Source organism: Synergistaceae bacterium (genome assembly GCA_012728235.1).
Classification (GTDB): Bacteria; Synergistota; Synergistia; order Synergistales; family Synergistaceae; genus JAAYFL01.
On record JAAYFL010000016.1, the window covers coordinates 24,556 to 40,970 of the forward strand.

Below are 16,415 nucleotides of genomic sequence, written 5' to 3' on the forward strand. Positions count from 1 at the left end.
TTAATCTTTATACCCTTTTTGAAAAGAGGAATAAACTAATGTTAAAGAAAAGTAGAATATTATGTTCGCTTTTATTTTTGTTAATTTTACAACTTTCAGTCGCTAATGCTGAGACTGGAAGTTTGAAAGCGGATAGCATTTCATATAATGTAAATACCAAAAAGGCAGAGGCCAAAGGTAATGTAGTAATAAAAAAAGAAACAGCCACAATGTGGGGAGAAATAGCGCAGGGCAATACTGAAACGTTTGAGTTTACTATAAAAGGCAATGTAAGAGGGGAATTCCCGGAAGACAAGGCGGAGATGAAGGCTGATTCGGTTAAATGGGTCAATTCTTCGGAAAAAAATAACAACATTGTAGAGGCGTTTGGCAAGGTTCTTTTGACAAGGGAGCCAAAAGACAGATTAAGAGCTGAGTATGTGCGTTGGGAAACAGAAACAACAAATTATTTGGCGCGTGGAAATGTAGACGGGATTTTTCAAAATAAAATTCTAAAAGCAACTGAGGCAGGTCGTACAGAATCGACTTTTTGGGGGAAAAGAGTCATAAGGTATGAAGATATGTCCCAAAAGATTGGATTTGCAGCTGAAACAATCGATGGCACCCTGTTGGATAATGAAATACAAACTGCCATTGCAAGATCTTTTGTAACTATAGATTATATTGATGCAGATGGAGTAAAAAGTGTTGTAACAGGAGATTTGGCTGAATATTCTAAAGCAAGGGGAACGGTAATTGTAAGTGGAAAAGCTAAGATGGTTAGAAGCGATGGTAAAACAGCAAATGCCGATAGATTTATACTTTATGAAAACACAAAAAATATAGAAGCAATTGGAAACACGCAGATGGTATTTGATCTTTCTGATGAAAAGAAGAAGAAAGAGTGAGAAACAGCTTATGAAAAATAAAGAAGTAATACTAAGGGCAGATCATCTTACAAAAACTTTTAACAATCGTGCTGTTGTTAACGATGTTTCTATCTCTATCAAAAAAGGAGAAATTGTAGGTCTGCTTGGCCCCAATGGAGCTGGCAAGAGTACCACGTTCTATATGATAATAGGGCGTATTATTCCTGATAGTGGGAGAGTTACAGTTGGTGAAGAAGATGTGACTCAACTTCCAATGTACATGAGAGCAAAAGCAGGTTTGGGGTATTTGCCGCAAGAGGCCTCCGTATTTAGAACGCTAACCGTTTATCAAAACTTAGACCTTGTACTGGAGTCAAATGGGGTTTTAGAAGATGAACGTATAGAAAAAATAGAATCCTTGATGAAGGATTATGGAATAGCCCATTTGAGAGACACTAAGGGTATTTCTCTTTCAGGTGGCGAAAGACGTCGCGTAGAAATTGCAAGATGTCTTGCATTGGAGCCTTCTTTTATACTGTTGGACGAGCCTTTTAGTGGTATAGATCCCATAGCAGTAGAAGATTTACAGAATATTATAAGTAACTTAAAAGAACGCGGATATGGAATATTGCTAACTGATCATAATGTACGTGAAACGCTTTCTATAACCGACAGGACTTTTTTAATACATGATGGCCGAGTTTTTCTAGAGGGGCTTCCGGAAGAAATAGCAAGTAACGAACAGGCTAAAAAGTTCTATTTGGGTCAAGACTTTTCCTGGTAAAAGAAAGGCTTAAAATGAAAAAAAACGAAAAACTTTCCGGCATGGTTCGTCATGCTATAACTATGATGCTAGGGACTTCATTAAGTCGGATTCTAGGACTTGCCCGAGAAATGTTTACAGCAGCGTTTTTTGGTGCTACAAGACAGTTAGATGCGTTTTATATAGCTTATACGTTAGCCAACTTATCAAGACAACTATTGGCAGAAGGTGCACTTTCTGCTTCATTTGTCCCTATTTTCTCCAAAACATTATCTTTTGATGGAAAAGACAAGGCACAAAATTTGGCAAAACAGTCTCTTTCCGTTCTTATTTTTGGAGCGACTCTAGTTATTTTAGTGGGCATATTCTTAGCTCCCTTACTCGTAAAAATTATGGCCCCAGGATTTGTTGCAGAAGATAGAACTTTAGCCATTGCACTTACAAGATATATGTTTCCATTTTTACTTTTTGTTTCTATAGGCGCATTGGCAATGGGCATCCTAAACAGTATGGGAAGTTTTTTTGTTCCTGCGATTGCCCCTGCAGTTAGTAATTTTGCCTATATCCTTTTTCTAATCATTTTTATGAAAAACTTGACGATATGGAATTTAGCCACCGCCGTTTTAATCGGAGGTATATGTCAGATGCTTGTGCAGTGGTACTGGTGTAAGAAAATGGGTATAAAGCTGATACCAGCGATGCCACAAAAAAATAATCAAGAATTAAAAAGTATGATGACGTTGTTCTTCCCTTATGCAGCGGGACTTTCTCTAAATCAAGTAAATCCTGTAATAAGCCGAATAATGGGTTCTTTCCTAGTTGGTGGTTCGATATCAGTTTTAAACTATGCCGACAGAGTGCTACAACTTCCTTTAGGTCTTTTTGTGATCGCAATCTCTCAGGCAGTATTACCAATACTCTCAAGACATGATGCCGAAGACACAGAATCTTTTCGTGATTTCATAAGAGATGCACTAAGATTTAGCTTATTTGTTGTTCTTCCGGTAGCATTTGGTCTCTTTTTAATTTCTGAAGAAATAATAAATTTGCTTTTTTATAGAGGTGCTTTCTCTTTATGGGCATGGCACGCAACGTCAGTGTCTCTTGCTATTTATGGTATAGGATTGCCAGGGATGGCATGTAGTACCGTAATTTTGCGAGCCATGTATGCAAGAAAAATGCCCAAAGGGGCACTTAATGTTACAGCAGTAACAGTATGTGTTAATTTTTGTGCAAGCTTCATTCTTACTTATGTATTAAATTTTGAATATGCGGGGCTTGCCGCAGCTACAGCAATCGCATTTACGTGTTCCGGGATTTACGGAGCTTGGGCTCTTTCTCGCAACTTAAAGGAAAAACTAGGTGTTTTCACCAGAGATTGGGTTCTCAAGATGGCAGTTTCAATTATTTTAATGATTTTCACTATTTTAATATTTAAGAAATACTTTAGTTATCCATTGAGCGGCGGACTCGGATACAAATCTATTTGGATTGTTTCCGCAATATCTATCGCTTTTATAACATATATGTTGTCTACATTGTCATTGAAATGTACTGAGTGGCAATGGGTTTACGATGCAATAAAAAGTGAATCTAAATAAAACAGAAACAGTAAAAAAATATTAAACTCAATAAAAGCTTGATGCAACTAAATGATTATTTTAAGTTTGTCAAAAACAAGAGGTTATTTTTGACATAGATAAGTTTAAACATTGGAGAAATTATATAATGAAAAATAATTTTTTGACGTTAGGTATTGAATCTAGTTGTGACGATACAGGAATAGCTATACTAAAAGGACAATATGATGTCATTTTTTCTCTCCTTGCAAGCCAAACCTCTAAGCACTCTCTGTACGGAGGAGTTGTGCCAGAATTGGCTTCTAGAATGCACCAAGAATCAATAATTCCCTTACTAAAAGAGGTCCTTTCTAAAGCAGGTATAACAAAACCTTCAAAAGAGATAGATTTAATAGCGGTAACTGCTGGTCCGGGTTTAATGGGTTCTTTGTTGGTAGGAGTAATGACGGCGAAAGCGCTTTCCCAAGGATGGAATGTTCCTATTGTAGCAGTCAATCATTTAGAAGGGCATTTGTTTGCTAATGTTGTGACTAATAAGGATTTAAAACCTCCTTTTCTTTCAGTTATAGTATCTGGAGGACATACAGAAATTATTTTGGTAAGAGAATTTGGTAGTTATATATTACTGGGTAGTACCAGAGATGATGCTGCAGGAGAAGCATATGACAAGATATCCAAGGTTCTTGGCCTTGGTTATCCGGGTGGACCTGCAATAGATGAGCTTGCAAAGACAGGGGACCCTGATCGATATAAACTCCCTATGCCTCTCTCCGATACACAGGATGTTGAATTTAGTTTTAGTGGTCTTAAAACAGCAACAATTACATTAATACATAAATTGGAAAAAACAGAGGGGAAAATAGATACCAATGATTTATGTGCATCCTTTCAGAAGGCAGTTGTAGGTTCTATTATTGGTAAATTGCTACTAGCTATTAATAAAACTGGGGTACATAAAGTAGCTATCTCTGGTGGTGTGGCAGCTAATTCAAGACTTAGAGAAGATTTACAGAATCTTTTCGAGAAAAATAACTGGGAATTGTATTTGCCGCCGAAAATGGTGTGTACGGATAATGCTATTATGATAGCAGCTGCAGGATATAACATGTTTGATAGAGGAATTAAAAGTGATTTGTCTTTCTCACCAAATCCATCATGGACAATCTGGTAATACTAATAGGGATTATTAGCAAACAAATTTATATGTAGAACAGAGAATAGATAAAATAATTGTATTTTAGGAGGAGTAAAATGAGCTTTAAAAGATATGTACAATCTTTGATTTATAAACCATACAACAAAGTGGATTCGATTGAATTATTAAAGCTTATTGGGAATACACCCCTATATAAGTTGTCCCTAGATACAGAAGGAGCAGAGATATATATAAAACTTGAAGGGAACAATCCGGGGGGGTCTATAAAGGATAGAGCCGCGTGGGGAATGTTAAGAAGAGCTGAAAGTAGAGGAGAGCTAAAAAGTAATACGTTAATAGTTGAGCCGACAAGCGGAAATACTGGAATAGGATTAGCTTTACTTGGGAGAGCTCTGGGTCTTAAAGTTATTTTAACGATGCCCGAATCCATGTCAATCGAACGACGAACAATATTAAAATCCTATGGAGCCGAGATAATCTTAACTCCGGCTGCAGAGGGAATGCAAGGTGCTATTGTAGCGGCGAAGAATATTCTTAAAACTAAAGAAAATGCCTTAATGCTAGATCAATTTTCAAATCCGGGAAACTCTTGGGCACATGAGAAAACTACAGGGCCAGAAATCATAAATCAAATGCCTAAAAATAAAAAAATAGCCGCTTTTATATCGGGGTTTGGCACTGGGGGGACAATCTCAGGTGTAGGGAGAGCGTTGCTTAAGAAATATCCAAAAATAGAAATTGTGGCAGTAGAGCCAACTTCTAGCCCTTTGGTAACTAAAGGATATTCTGGGCCTCATAAGATTCAAGGAATAGGTGCCAATTTTTTGCCCAAAATATTAGACGCTAGCATAGTATCGCGCTTTATGACGGTAAATGATGAAGATGCTTTTGATACAGCAAAAATGCTTGCGGTTGAGAAGGGGATTTTTAGTGGAATATCTACTGGAGCGAATGTGTGGGCTGCTATTGAAATAGCAAAAAAGTTTTCTAAGAATACAGCAGTAGTAACAATTCAACCCGATAGAGGAGATAAATATTTAAGTATATACTCTGAAGAATAAAGAGAATAACTAAATACATAAGAGGTCTCCTTCGTTTAGGTAAAAGACGTCTTATGTATTATTTGTATGAATCTTCGGGAGCCAAGAGTAGTCCACTTATTTTTTTTCGACTTTGGACAACTTTATTAGCTTCTTTTTTTATCCAATCTTCAATCTTTTCTCTAATTTCTAAATCACTTATTGCTAAAATTCTAACAGCCAGTAGACAAGCATTTTTTACTGCATTAAGTCCGACGGAAGCAACTGGTACTCCTGGAGGCATTTGTGTTATTGAAAGCATGGCATCCAAGCCATCCATAGCCCCTCCCTTTATGGGAACACCTATTACAGGTAGGGTTGTTGCAGCGGCAATTACTCCTGGAAGTGCAGCTGAAAGACCGGCTACAGCTATAAGAACTTTTATGCCACGGGATTGAGCATTTTTCGCATAGTTTTGTGCATCTTGTGGTGTTCTGTGAGCAGACGCGATAGCTATTTCAAAGGGGATGTTAAGATCTTCCAAAACAGAGATGCCATTCTTTACAATCTCTGCATCAGACACAGACCCCATAATTATTCCTATTTTTGCTTCTGTCATTTAATTACCCCCTTTAAAGACTTGTCTCCAATATCTTTTCTATAAAAGGCATTCTTAAAAGAGATTGACTCAACGCGCTTATAAGCTAAGTCTCTCGCTTTTTGAAGTGTTTCTGCTATGCCTACAACAGTCAATACTCTCCCACCAGCTGTGACTAATTTCCCTTCGCTGTCAAGCTTTGTTCCCGCATGATAAACGTATGTGGAGGGTATGGAATTAAAAGATTCTATTATTTCAAACCCTTTTTCAAATTGATTTGGATAACCACCGGAAGACATTACAACGCCTAACGCATTTAGTTTGGGAGTTGGCCAATCAATTTCGTTTAGCTTCCCTTGAGTACAGGCGAGAATAACCTCTCCAAAATCTCCGTCAAAAACAGGAAGGACTACCTGAGCCTCAGGGTCGCCAAGTCTGACATTATATTCTAAGAGGGAAAGTGAGCCATCAGGAGATACCATAATTCCAGCATAAATTACACCGCAAAATGGGATGGCCTCTATCTCTAAACCATCGAGAGTAGGCTGAAGGATTTCCTGGGTAACTTTTTTCATAAATTTGTCATCTACCCAAGGAACGGGAGAATAGGCTCCCATACCGCCAGTATTATCACCTTTATCACCATCTAAAATTCTCTTATGGTCTTGACTTGATGGTAAAACTCGTATTGTTTTACCATCTGTCAAAGCAAGAACCGTAGCTTCTTGTCCAGGAACGAAATCTTCGATTATTACAACTCTGCCTGCAACTCCAAGTAGAAAGTCTTCGAGCATCATTGCGCAGGTATTCATAGCTTCTTCGAACGTGTCTAAAAGAAAAGCCCCTTTTCCTGAAGCCAATCCGTCAGCTTTAACTACATATGGTGCAGAACGTTTTTTTAAAGCTTTTCTGCAACTATCAATATCAGTACAAAGATCAAAAGAAGAAGTTGGAATTTTATATTTGGCCATAAATTGTTTTGAGTAGGCTTTGCTTCCTTCTAAACGAGCTCCCAACATGCTGGGGCCCATAACTAGAATGCCAGCTTCTCGTAAAATATCTGCCGTACCAGCTACCAGTGGAGCTTCAGGTCCAACAAAAACCAGCTCAATACCGTTGCTTTTACATAAAGTTAACATCTCTGCCGGATTACAAGGATCTCCAATATGACATTTGGCAAGTTTCGCTATGCCAGGATTTCCGGGACAACAATGTAGTTCGGTTGTTATTTTTGATTTTGATAGGGCGTGTATTACTGCGTGTTCGCGACCGCCACCGCCTAATACCATAATTCTCATGATTTTACCCTAATGCCTAAACGTACGGGTCCCGCCAATGAACATACTCAGGCCAAGCTCTTCCGCACGCTCCATGACTTCTTTATCTCGTATTGAGCCGCCTGGCTCAATAATAGCTACTATGCCAGCTTTTGCTGCGAGTTCAACAGTGTCGGCAAAGGGGAAGAATGCATCCGATGCCAACACAGCGTCTTTGGCTTTCTCTCCTGCAAGATTTAAAGCATATGCTGCCGCATCGACTCTGTTCGTAAAACCACCGCCTATTCCGAGAGCAGATCCGTTCTTCACAATAGAAATAGCGTTGCTTTTTGTTATTGCAGCTGTTTTCCAGGCGAAAAGTAAATCGTCCCAAAGGTCAGGTCTAGGAGTGCCAACCCATGTGCCCATTTCCTCTTGTGGAAAAGCGGGAAGTTTGTCCTCTTGGATTAGAAATCCTACTCGATTACCAGTAACTTGTAATTTAGGGGTGTATTTGGGGGAAATTTCCAGAACACGAAGATTAGGTTTCTTTTCCTTAAAATATTCAATAACCTTGTCTTCAAACGAAGGAGCAGCTACTATTTCAAAGAATGTTTCTGTAATAGCACTTGCGGTCTCCATATCGACAGAACGTGTAAATCCTATTATTCCACCGAAAGCGGAGATGGGATCACAATCTAGGGCTTTCCTAAATGCGTCAAGAGAGTTGTTCCCTTTTGCTGTGCCACAGGGAGTTGTATGTTTTACAATTACACAAGCACAGTTATCTTGAAAAATAGAACAGCCGCGTAACAAAGTGTCTAAATCGAGTAAGTTGTTATAAGAGAGTTCTTTTCCAGAAAACTGTTCAAATGGAGACTCCTCAAGAGTGGGAAGGAAATATTCTGCTTTTTGATGTGGATTTTCACCATAACGAAGATTTTGGATTTTGTGTAATGAAATTATTTTATTTTCAGAGGGGCCTTCTTCCGCTCCTACTTCTCGAAATAGGCCTTTGTATATAGTTGCATCATAATTTGCGGTAGTAGCAAAAGCTTTTAGTGCCATTTTCTGATTAAATTCTATAGTAAAACCTTGATTTTTCTTTAATTCTTCAAGAGCGGCGGGATAATCTTCAATATCAGATAAAACTGTTACACTATAATAGTTTTTTGCTCCCGCTCTTAAAAGAGAAACACCGCCGATATCTATTTTTTCAATTAGTTCATCTAAATCTGCATTCTTCTTAGCTGTATCTTCGAAGGGATAAAGAGTGCAAACTACTACATCAATTAAGGGTATTTTATGAGTTTTACGGTCTTCATTATCCTGTGCACAGCCGCGTTTTGCGAGAATGCCTCCCATAATTGCAGGATGAAGAGTTTTAACTCTTCCTCCTAATATTGAAGGAAGTCCAGTTAAATCTACGACCTCGGTGACTGATATACCCCCATCCCTAAGATGTTTAGCAGTACCGGAACTTGAGACTATTTCATATCCATGTGCGACTAATCCCTGAGCTAGTTCAACTATACCCGTTTTATCCCAAACTGAGATAAGGGCCTTTCTGGTTTCCAGCATGTGCTATTCCTCCGATATTATTTATTTTTTTTATTCTCAGCAAAGAGTTTTTTTAGCGTTGATTTGTAGAGCATGTGTTCCGTCTGATGTATACGTTCTTCAAATAACTCTATTGTATCATTAGGTAGTCTTAATACTTTTTCTTGCGCTAGTATGGGGCCTGTATCAACGCCTTCATCAACGATATGTATGGTGACACCTGAAACCTTTATGCCGGAATTCCACGCATCCTCTATACCATGAGCTCCAGGAAATAAGGGTAGAAGAGATGGATGTATATTGATTATTTTTCCGGTAAAACGCTTAACGAACGCAGGAGATAATACTCGCATAAATCCTGCAAGGATAATCCACTCAGAGTTGGTTTTTATAATCTTTTCAATAATTTCTTTTTCTGCCTTCTCACGCTCTAAACTTTTATAGTTAAACACACAAGTGTCTATTCCATAAGAAGCAGCAGTCTGTAGCCCCTTAGCACTGGATGAACTGCTTCCTACAAAAGTTACTTCTGCTTTTAATTCTCCTGTTTTACATGCTTTTACGATGCTTTCCATATTAGATCCCGTTCCTGAAATAAGGATGGCTATCTTTGGAAACGTCATTTTTTAACTACCTTACCAATGATAATGGGCTTTTCTCCAACTTTTGAAAGTACTTCAGCTATTTCATCAAAATCCCCTATATTGAGAACAAAAATATAGCCTATACCTAAATTAAATACCTTTCTCATCTCATCTTCGTCAATTCCCGCACTCTGTATGAGATCGAAAATTCTCGGTCTTTTCCAAGAGCTAAAGTCTATATCAGCATCAAGTCCTTCGGGTAATATACGAATAATATTCGAATACATGCCTCCTCCGGTAATATGTGCCATTCCTTTTATTTTCCCTGTTTTTATCACTTTGGAAGCAGCTCTAACATAGAGTTTTGTCGGTTTCATAACTGCTTCACCTATAGTTTCTTCCCAATTTTCTGGTTTTGTATTGAGGTCTACGTTGAGTCCGTTTTTACCAAGAGCGGTTCTTATCAAGCTATAACCATTACTATGTGCTCCGGAACTGCTTAATCCTACAATAATGTTGCCCTTTTCAATTTTTTCCCCATCAATAATTTTATCTTGGTCTACTAACCCTACGGAGAATCCAGCGAGATCAAATCCGTCTTGACTGTATACTCCTGGCATTTCAGCAGTTTCTCCTCCTAAGAGAGCACAGCCACTTTCATCGCAAGCATCAAGTACTCCCTCAACTATTTCTTTTAAAACGTTTATATTCAATTTCCCGCATGCTATGTAATCTAGGAAAAAGAGTGGGCGTGCTCCGATTGTAACTAAATCGTTGACGTTCATAGCTACTAAGTCCTGTCCGAGTTGTCTATAGGAATCGGTTTCTTTTGCGAATTCCAGTTTTGTTCCAACTCCATCGCAACAAGACGCAATACATTGTCCAGCACCAATATTGTAGAGACCAACAAATCCTCCTACTGTTCCAAGTAAGTTTTCGGATTTAGGACGTTTTTTTAATAAATCTTTGATTACATTAACCCAAGCGTCACCAGTTGAGATACTTACTCCAGAATCTTCGTAGCTTAATTTTTTATTCATTGTCCCGCTCCTTGTTTGTTATATCTTCTTGTAGATATTCGCCTGTAAAACAAGCCGTACAAAGCTGATCTTTTGGGATGCCGATGGATTCTACCAAGTCCTCCTCTGTTAAATACCCCAAGGAATCGGCATTGATTTTTTTGCATAACTCTTCTAAAGACATTTTTACTGCGGCCAAAGTTTTTTCTTTTCTAGAATCAACGCTATATTTACATGGAAATATCACAGGTGGAGAAGAGACTCTAAGGTGAACTTCAGTTGCTCCTGAATTTCTAATCATAGAAATAATACTTTGTGCAGTTGTCCCTCTAACTATAGAATCGTCTATAATAACCGCTTTTTTATTTTTGAAAACGTCAGATATGGGGTTTAGTTTAATTTTTACACCTAGTTCTCGAACCTTTTGGGTTGGTTGTATAAAAGTACGTCCTACATAGCGGTTTCGTACTACCGCTAATTCAAAAGGTGTTTTTGACTCTTCTGAATAACCAATTGCAGATATGGTACCGCTGTCTGGCATTCCTGCTGCGATATCTGCTTCAGGACAGGGAGCTTTAATAGCGAGTCTCCTGCCCATTTCCTTCCTGGCTTTATACACAGAGCGTCCGTCTATAACACTATCAGGTCTTGCAGTATAAACATATTCAAAGGAACACTTCATCCGACGTTTTGTATTATTCGGTGTTAGGATGTCAAGGCTTTTTATTCCATTTTTATTAATAATAACAATTTCGCCCGGATTGATATCTCTTATTAATTTCGCACCAACAATATCTAACGCACATGATTCAGAAGCAAGATAGTAGGTGTTCTCTTTTTGTCCAAGACAGAGAGGTTTAAACCCCCATGGGTCTCGAAAAGCAACTAGTTCGTTTTCGAGTAAAACAAGAAGCGCACTAGAACCCTTAAGCTTTTTAAGAGAGGAGACTAAGGCTTCGATTGGTTGCATTTGTGCTTCTTGTGCAATCAAGTGTAAAATAGCCTCTGAGTCTGTTTCTGAATGAAAAATTGATCCGCGTTCTTCAAGTTCTTTTGTAAGGTCTGACAAATTAGTAATACATCCATCGTGTGATATGGCTATGAGCCCTCTGGCGTAGTTTGCACTGAGAGGCAAGATGTTTTGAGGTTGAGATAAATCAAGAGGGGAACAGCTTACGTGTGCTATAGCACTGTGTGCAGAAATCTCAGCAAGTTTTTGTTGGCTTAGCGCATCATGCAATAGACCCTGTCCGCGTGAAGAGCTTATTCGTCCATTGTCCGGCCAAGCAATTCCAGCTGCTTCTTGTCCTCTGTGCTGTAGTGCATATAAACCGAGATAGACTTCCTCTAAAACGGGGGTACCGGTAGTTGAAAAAGCTCCAAATATTCCACTCATACTAGATTACTCCGAAATTCGTTTCCAAATTTCTCTGTAAGCGTCAAGCACCGTACCTAAATCTTTACGAAAGCGGTCTTTATCTAATTTATTCCCTGTCGAGCTATCCCAAAAACGACACGTATCAGGGTAGATTTCATCGGCTAATATTATATTTCCGGAGGAGTCTTTCCCAAATTCAAGTTTAAAGTCCACGAGAGTTACTCCGCGTTTAAGAAAAAACTCTTTAAGAGTCTCGTTTACGCGCAATGAGACTTCCTTTAATTTTCTAATTTCTTCTTCCGTAGCCCAACCAAATTGAATTGCATAATCTTCAATTATGAGAGGATCTCCAAGTTCGTCATTTTTATAGCTAAACTCAATGAGTGGATGTTTTAGCACCAATCCTTCTTCTACTCCAATACGTTTACACAGCGAACCGGTTGTTATATTACGGACAATTACTTCAAGAGTAATAATATCTACCCGCTTAACAATTTGATGAAGTTTATCTACCTTGCGAACGAAGTGGGATTCAATACCTTTTGCTGCCAAGTACTCAAATAGCTTTGAACTTATCTTATTATTAAGTTCTCCCTTGCCTTCCATGGTAGCTTTTTTTTGGCCATTGAAGGCAGTAAAACTGTCTTTGTATTCGACAATAATTAGGTCGGGATCATCGGTAGTAAACAATTTTTTTGCTTTTCCTTCATAGATAAAATCTCTTTTTTCAACACTCATATTTAACCTCTCCTTAAGAAACGCTATATATCAATATTTTTAATAATCAATCAGCAAAGTTCCAACAAGTTTCTATCCCTTATGTATTTTTAATATTCTTGTATAAGCAAAAAACAACATGTCTTGCTCAGAGTTTTTAAACTGTGTCCACAAGGATATTTTTATTCTACCACTAATGTATTGAGAACAAATAACTTCACAAAGAACATTTTTAAAATGCACTCATGAGTGTAAATAAAAATCTAAGAATAATATCTGTCTATAAACACTTTTTAATTAAATATGAGCTATTACATGTCTTTCAAAAAAATAACTAAAATGTTTTTTCGGTATAAAGTTTAAATTAAGAGCAATTGTGTTGGTTTAAAGCATGATGAAGCCTAGTTATAATTATTTGAAGCTCTAATTTTTAATTAAACCAAAGTTATTAAAGTGTTAACAGAATATCCGGGGCATTCTTATTCCTCTCTATTAAAAGCCTTTGTTATTTCTTCTAGAGAAACTGAAAAAATGTTATCCCATGAAAAAGATTTTCCCGTTGCTCTACCAATGCAGAGGAAAGGAAATCCTTCCCATATCATTTCAAATTCCGTAGAATTTTCTTCTGGAACAGAATATACAGCACGCGCTCCCCCCTCTGAGAAAAGAAGGGATTCAATTGTCGTATGTGGTTTAAGGTCAATTTTCATACCTATTTCAGAGTCAATAGCTTCATTGGCTAAAGCTACAGCTATGCCGCCGCCAGATATGACTCTCCCCGAATTTGCCGTTTTTTTATGAGCTGTTTGTATTGCACGTTCTTTGAACAATTTCTCATTTAAATAATTAGGTTCAACAGTTTTACCTAAAGGTTTTTTGTTTTTTATTTTCTGGTAACGCGAGGCCCCTAGTGATCCGTCTATGTTTCCAACTAGATAAATCTTATCAGACTCTTTCGTTTTTCCTGATTTGAGAATATTATCTCTGTTAAGTATCAACCCTGCAGTAACCACCAGTGGGGTAGGATAAATGGACCCCAGCGGAGTTTCGTTATAAAGGCTAACGTTACCAGAAACAACGGGACAGCCAAGTTCACGTGATGTATCTGCAAGTCCTTTTATACAATATTCAAGTTCATAAAACTTTTCAGGCTTTTCGGGGGAAGCGAAGTTAAGGCAGTTAGTCATGCCTAGTGCTTCTGCACCAGAAAGCCAGATTTTGCGTAAAGAAGAAGCCATTGTTTCACTTGCACCTAAGTAGGGGTCTGTAAAACACTTCCAGGGTTCCGCCTCCATGGCCATCAAACAAGCCCGTTTGGTTTCAGGGACTTCTATGGCAGCTACGGGTGAGCCTGGTCCCATTATGGTGTTAAGCTGAACCATAGAATCAAATTGTTCCCAAATTTCATGTTTGCTTCTTCCATTTGAGTGACGTAATAAATCAAGTAGATCATTTAAAGGAGAACTAGTTTCTAAGGATCCGAAGTCAATTTCTTGACGTTTTTTTAGGTCTTCTGGTTCAGTTGAAGGCCAGTTTATGACAGGTGTCTCTCCTAGAATATCGATGGGCAAACTTGCGATTTCTTCCTCACCTTTGAACACTCTATAAAGCAGATTGTCTGTTAATGTGCCTATCGCATCACAATCTAATCCGTAGTGTTTTGCTATGGCAAACACTTCATTTAAATTTTCTTCTTTTACAATAAGGAGCATACGTTCCTGTGTTTCTGATAAAAATATTTCCCAAGGCTCCATGCCTTCTTCTCTCAAAGGAATGTTAAGAACTTGTATATCAATGCCACATCCACTTTTTTGTGCTATTTCACTAGATGAAGAAAGTATCCCCGCAGCTCCCATATCTTGCATTGAGGTTATAAGATTATTTTCAAGAATATCAAGACAGCACTCTACAATAAGTTTTTCTTCAAAAGGGTCGCCAATTGGGATATTAGTTTGATGTGTTTGTGCCACATCGTCTAATTCGCGAGAAGCAAATGAAGCTCCCGCAATACCGTCTCTTCCTGTTTTTGATCCGAGTATAACTGCAATTTCTCCTGGATTGGCTGTTTGTGAACTAGTTATTTTGTCAAGACGAACAAATCCTGCTCCAAAGACGTTTACTAAAGGATTGTCATTAAAAGAGGGAGAGTAAAATGTTTTTCCACCGACAATAGGAATACCGATAGTGTTACCATAAAAGGCTGTGCCATCTGTTATTTTTTCTGCAAGAGTTTGTGTTTTTTTAAGTTGAGGATCTCCTAAGAAGAGCCCGTCCATTGCGACGGAAGGTCGAGCCCCCATTGCTATGATATCTCTCATAATCCCGCCAATTCCGGTTGCAGCTCCATGAAAAGGCGCTACTGCAGAAGGATGATTATGACTTTCTACTTTAAAAGCAAATCCCCATCCTTCGCCCATATTAACGACACCGGCATTTTCACCCTGCCCTTGAAGAACATACTTTCCCTCTTGAGGGAAGGTTTTTAATAGTGGACGTGTTGATTTATAGCTGCAATGCTCAGACCACATAACCCCTATAAGTTCTAATTCAAGGTGATTAGGGTTTCTATCTAAAATTTTTAAAATAGAGTCATATTCAGATTTAGAGAGTCCAACCTTTTGAAAATCCATTAAAATCCACCTCTTTCAGTAAAAGCATTAAAAATGGAGTTCCAGAATGAAATTCCATCTGCACCACCATTTAAATGTGGGAAGGTAGCGCGTTCCGGATGGGGCATTAGTCCCAAAACGTTGCCATTTTTATTGCAAACACCAGCTATTCCGTTTAGTGAGCCATTAGGTGCGAATTCGCTTCCCGCATTGCCTGTCAAAGGATCAGCATATCTAAATACGACTTGTTCTGCTTCTTCTAATTCTTGAAGTTCTTTGGGGGGTAGGAAATAAAGACCTTGATAATGCGCTATAGGGAATTGAACAATATCTCCGCTATTATATTTTTGCGTGAAAATATTCTTAGTTTGCTCAATTCTTAAATATGTTTTTTTACAAATAAAACGAAGAGACTCGTTAGGCATGAGGCTACCGGGAAGTAAGTGCGTTTCTGTTAGTATTTGAAAACCATTGCTAATACCTAGGAGCATTTTGCCAGAATTCGCGTGTTCTTTCACGGCATTCATTATAGGAGAACGTGAGGCGAGAGCTCCTCCTCGGAGATAGTCACCATATGAGCTTCCTCCTGGTAAAATGACAAGATCTGGCTTGTTAGGAAGGGATGTTTCTTCATGCCAGATAAAGTCAACTTGTATATCTAATGTTTCAGATACGGCACGTTCGACATCTGAATAGTGGTTACTGCCTGGAAAAACAATAACTGAGGTTTTCATTAACTTAAGTTCTCAATTGAGACAGAATATGTTTCTGTTAGTTCATTAACAAGCAAGTCTTTACATATTGACTCTGTAGACTTTTTTGCACTTTCAATATTCTCTGCCTCTAATTTTAGTTTAATAATCTTCCCGACCGTTACCTCTTGTAAATTAGAATAATTCATGCGTATTAGAGTTTTTTTTACCGCTTTACCTTGGATGTCAAGAACCCCTTCTCGTGGTGTGATATGAATTGCAGCCTCAAAAATCATAAAAATGGCCTCCTTGAATTTTTATATGTTTAAAGTTTATAAACGATACCTAGAGTTGAAAATATATATCGTTCTACAATAAATGTCAATGTATTTTATAACTTGTTGATGTTTTAAAAACATAGTAATTATCGGCTTTTGTGTGTCATACGTGGAGCGAATTTAATATATTTTTTCATCATTATTTTTTAAAAGAATAAATATTGTTAACCTTGTCGGAGAGCTGTGACAATGTTAGTATTTGCGAGTACTAATGTTTATAGCAATAGTTTTTGAGAAATAATTTAATAAATGGTATTCTGAGTTAAGAACACCTATTATTCTAATTATATGCAGAATG

General features: G+C 37.9%; 15 protein-coding genes. 5 read left to right on the forward strand and 10 right to left on the reverse strand.

The features are described 5' to 3' along the window. The first annotated feature begins 38 nt into the window (after positions 1 to 38). The 5 genes from GXZ13_00900 (at position 39) to cysK (ending at position 5,408) form a co-directional block, all read left to right on the forward strand. A complete protein-coding gene (locus tag GXZ13_00900; GenBank protein ID NLX74403.1) occupies positions 39 to 887 on the forward strand; it encodes an LPS export ABC transporter periplasmic protein LptC in 849 nt (282 codons plus the stop codon). A 10-nt stretch (positions 888 to 897) separates the two neighbouring features. Further along, complete coding sequence (lptB, locus tag GXZ13_00905) at positions 898 to 1,632, forward strand: LPS export ABC transporter ATP-binding protein (GenBank protein NLX74404.1); 735 nt, start codon at positions 898 to 900, stop codon at positions 1,630 to 1,632. A 14-nt stretch (positions 1,633 to 1,646) separates the two neighbouring features. After that, positions 1,647 to 3,212: a murein biosynthesis integral membrane protein MurJ gene (murJ, locus tag GXZ13_00910; protein ID NLX74405.1), complete on the forward strand. Its 1,566-nt coding sequence runs from the start codon at positions 1,647 to 1,649 to the stop codon at positions 3,210 to 3,212. 127 nt (positions 3,213 to 3,339) lie between these two features. Then, positions 3,340 to 4,362 (forward strand): tRNA (adenosine(37)-N6)-threonylcarbamoyltransferase complex transferase subunit TsaD, encoded by a 1,023-nt coding sequence (tsaD, locus tag GXZ13_00915; GenBank protein ID NLX74406.1) that lies wholly within the window; start codon positions 3,340 to 3,342, stop codon positions 4,360 to 4,362. A 131-nt stretch (positions 4,363 to 4,493) separates the two neighbouring features. Next, entirely contained in the window at positions 4,494 to 5,408 is a 915-nt protein-coding gene (gene cysK, locus GXZ13_00920) for a cysteine synthase A (protein ID NLX74407.1), read from the forward strand. Between the two features lie 58 nt (positions 5,409 to 5,466). Here cysK and purE read toward each other — a convergent pair whose 3' ends face one another. The 10 genes from purE to purS all read right to left on the reverse strand — a co-directional run bounded on the left by purE (position 5,467) and on the right by purS (position 16,075). Further along, positions 5,467 to 5,985, reverse strand: coding sequence for a 5-(carboxyamino)imidazole ribonucleotide mutase (gene purE, locus GXZ13_00925; GenBank protein ID NLX74408.1), 519 nt, complete (start codon positions 5,983 to 5,985; stop codon positions 5,467 to 5,469). Next, on the reverse strand, positions 5,982 to 7,262 hold the full coding sequence (purD, locus tag GXZ13_00930) for a phosphoribosylamine--glycine ligase (protein NLX74409.1): 1,281 nt from the start codon (positions 7,260 to 7,262) through the stop codon (positions 5,982 to 5,984). Before purD ends, purE begins: the two co-directional genes overlap by 4 nt. Positions 7,263 to 7,271: 9 nt before the next feature. Beyond that, complete coding sequence (gene purH / locus GXZ13_00935; GenBank protein ID NLX74410.1) at positions 7,272 to 8,801, reverse strand: bifunctional phosphoribosylaminoimidazolecarboxamide formyltransferase/IMP cyclohydrolase; 1,530 nt, start codon at positions 8,799 to 8,801, stop codon at positions 7,272 to 7,274. A gap of 17 nt (positions 8,802 to 8,818) precedes the next feature. Then, positions 8,819 to 9,403 (reverse strand): phosphoribosylglycinamide formyltransferase, encoded by a 585-nt coding sequence (gene purN, locus GXZ13_00940; GenBank protein ID NLX74411.1) that lies wholly within the window; start codon positions 9,401 to 9,403, stop codon positions 8,819 to 8,821. Continuing rightward, complete coding sequence (locus GXZ13_00945; GenBank protein NLX74412.1) at positions 9,400 to 10,404, reverse strand: phosphoribosylformylglycinamidine cyclo-ligase; 1,005 nt, start codon at positions 10,402 to 10,404, stop codon at positions 9,400 to 9,402. Before GXZ13_00945 ends, purN begins: the two co-directional genes overlap by 4 nt. Next, the gene (locus tag GXZ13_00950; GenBank protein ID NLX74413.1) at positions 10,397 to 11,779 is read right to left on the reverse strand and encodes an amidophosphoribosyltransferase; all 1,383 of its coding nucleotides are present in this window, start codon (positions 11,777 to 11,779) and stop codon (positions 10,397 to 10,399) included. The genes GXZ13_00945 and GXZ13_00950 overlap by 8 nt, the downstream gene beginning before the upstream one ends. A 6-nt stretch (positions 11,780 to 11,785) precedes the next feature. After that, positions 11,786 to 12,499 (reverse strand): phosphoribosylaminoimidazolesuccinocarboxamide synthase, encoded by a 714-nt coding sequence (locus GXZ13_00955; GenBank protein ID NLX74414.1) that lies wholly within the window; start codon positions 12,497 to 12,499, stop codon positions 11,786 to 11,788. Between the two features lie 458 nt (positions 12,500 to 12,957). Then, positions 12,958 to 15,108, reverse strand: coding sequence for a phosphoribosylformylglycinamidine synthase subunit PurL (gene purL, locus GXZ13_00960; protein ID NLX74415.1), 2,151 nt, complete (start codon positions 15,106 to 15,108; stop codon positions 12,958 to 12,960). Beyond that, complete coding sequence (gene purQ / locus GXZ13_00965) at positions 15,108 to 15,821, reverse strand: phosphoribosylformylglycinamidine synthase subunit PurQ (protein ID NLX74416.1); 714 nt, start codon at positions 15,819 to 15,821, stop codon at positions 15,108 to 15,110. The genes purL and purQ overlap by 1 nt, the downstream gene beginning before the upstream one ends. Next, positions 15,821 to 16,075 (reverse strand): phosphoribosylformylglycinamidine synthase subunit PurS, encoded by a 255-nt coding sequence (gene purS, locus GXZ13_00970; protein ID NLX74417.1) that lies wholly within the window; start codon positions 16,073 to 16,075, stop codon positions 15,821 to 15,823. Before purS ends, purQ begins: the two co-directional genes overlap by 1 nt. Between the last annotated feature and the right edge of the window lie 340 nt (positions 16,076 to 16,415).

What these genes read in the sequence shown, in the direction of transcription:
- GXZ13_00900 (NLX74403.1), top strand. Translation starts at nt 39, where the DNA reads ATGTTAAAGAAAAGTAGAATATTATGTTCGCTTTTATTTTTGTTAATT.
- lptB (NLX74404.1), top strand. Translation starts at nt 898, where the DNA reads ATGAAAAATAAAGAAGTAATACTAAGGGCAGATCATCTTACAAAAACT.
- murJ (NLX74405.1), top strand. Translation starts at nt 1,647, where the DNA reads ATGAAAAAAAACGAAAAACTTTCCGGCATGGTTCGTCATGCTATAACT.
- tsaD (NLX74406.1), top strand. Translation starts at nt 3,340, where the DNA reads ATGAAAAATAATTTTTTGACGTTAGGTATTGAATCTAGTTGTGACGAT.
- purE (NLX74408.1), bottom strand. Translation starts at nt 5,985, where the DNA reads ATGACAGAAGCAAAAATAGGAATAATTATGGGGTCTGTGTCTGATGCA.
- purD (NLX74409.1), bottom strand. Translation starts at nt 7,262, where the DNA reads ATGAGAATTATGGTATTAGGCGGTGGCGGTCGCGAACACGCAGTAATA.
- purH (NLX74410.1), bottom strand. Translation starts at nt 8,801, where the DNA reads ATGCTGGAAACCAGAAAGGCCCTTATCTCAGTTTGGGATAAAACGGGT.
- purN (NLX74411.1), bottom strand. Translation starts at nt 9,403, where the DNA reads ATGACGTTTCCAAAGATAGCCATCCTTATTTCAGGAACGGGATCTAAT.
- GXZ13_00945 (NLX74412.1), bottom strand. Translation starts at nt 10,404, where the DNA reads ATGAATAAAAAATTAAGCTACGAAGATTCTGGAGTAAGTATCTCAACT.
- GXZ13_00950 (NLX74413.1), bottom strand. Translation starts at nt 11,779, where the DNA reads ATGAGTGGAATATTTGGAGCTTTTTCAACTACCGGTACCCCCGTTTTA.
- GXZ13_00955 (NLX74414.1), bottom strand. Translation starts at nt 12,499, where the DNA reads ATGAGTGTTGAAAAAAGAGATTTTATCTATGAAGGAAAAGCAAAAAAA.
- purL (NLX74415.1), bottom strand. Translation starts at nt 15,108, where the DNA reads ATGGATTTTCAAAAGGTTGGACTCTCTAAATCTGAATATGACTCTATT.
- purQ (NLX74416.1), bottom strand. Translation starts at nt 15,821, where the DNA reads ATGAAAACCTCAGTTATTGTTTTTCCAGGCAGTAACCACTATTCAGAT.
- purS (NLX74417.1), bottom strand. Translation starts at nt 16,075, where the DNA reads ATGATTTTTGAGGCTGCAATTCATATCACACCACGAGAAGGGGTTCTT.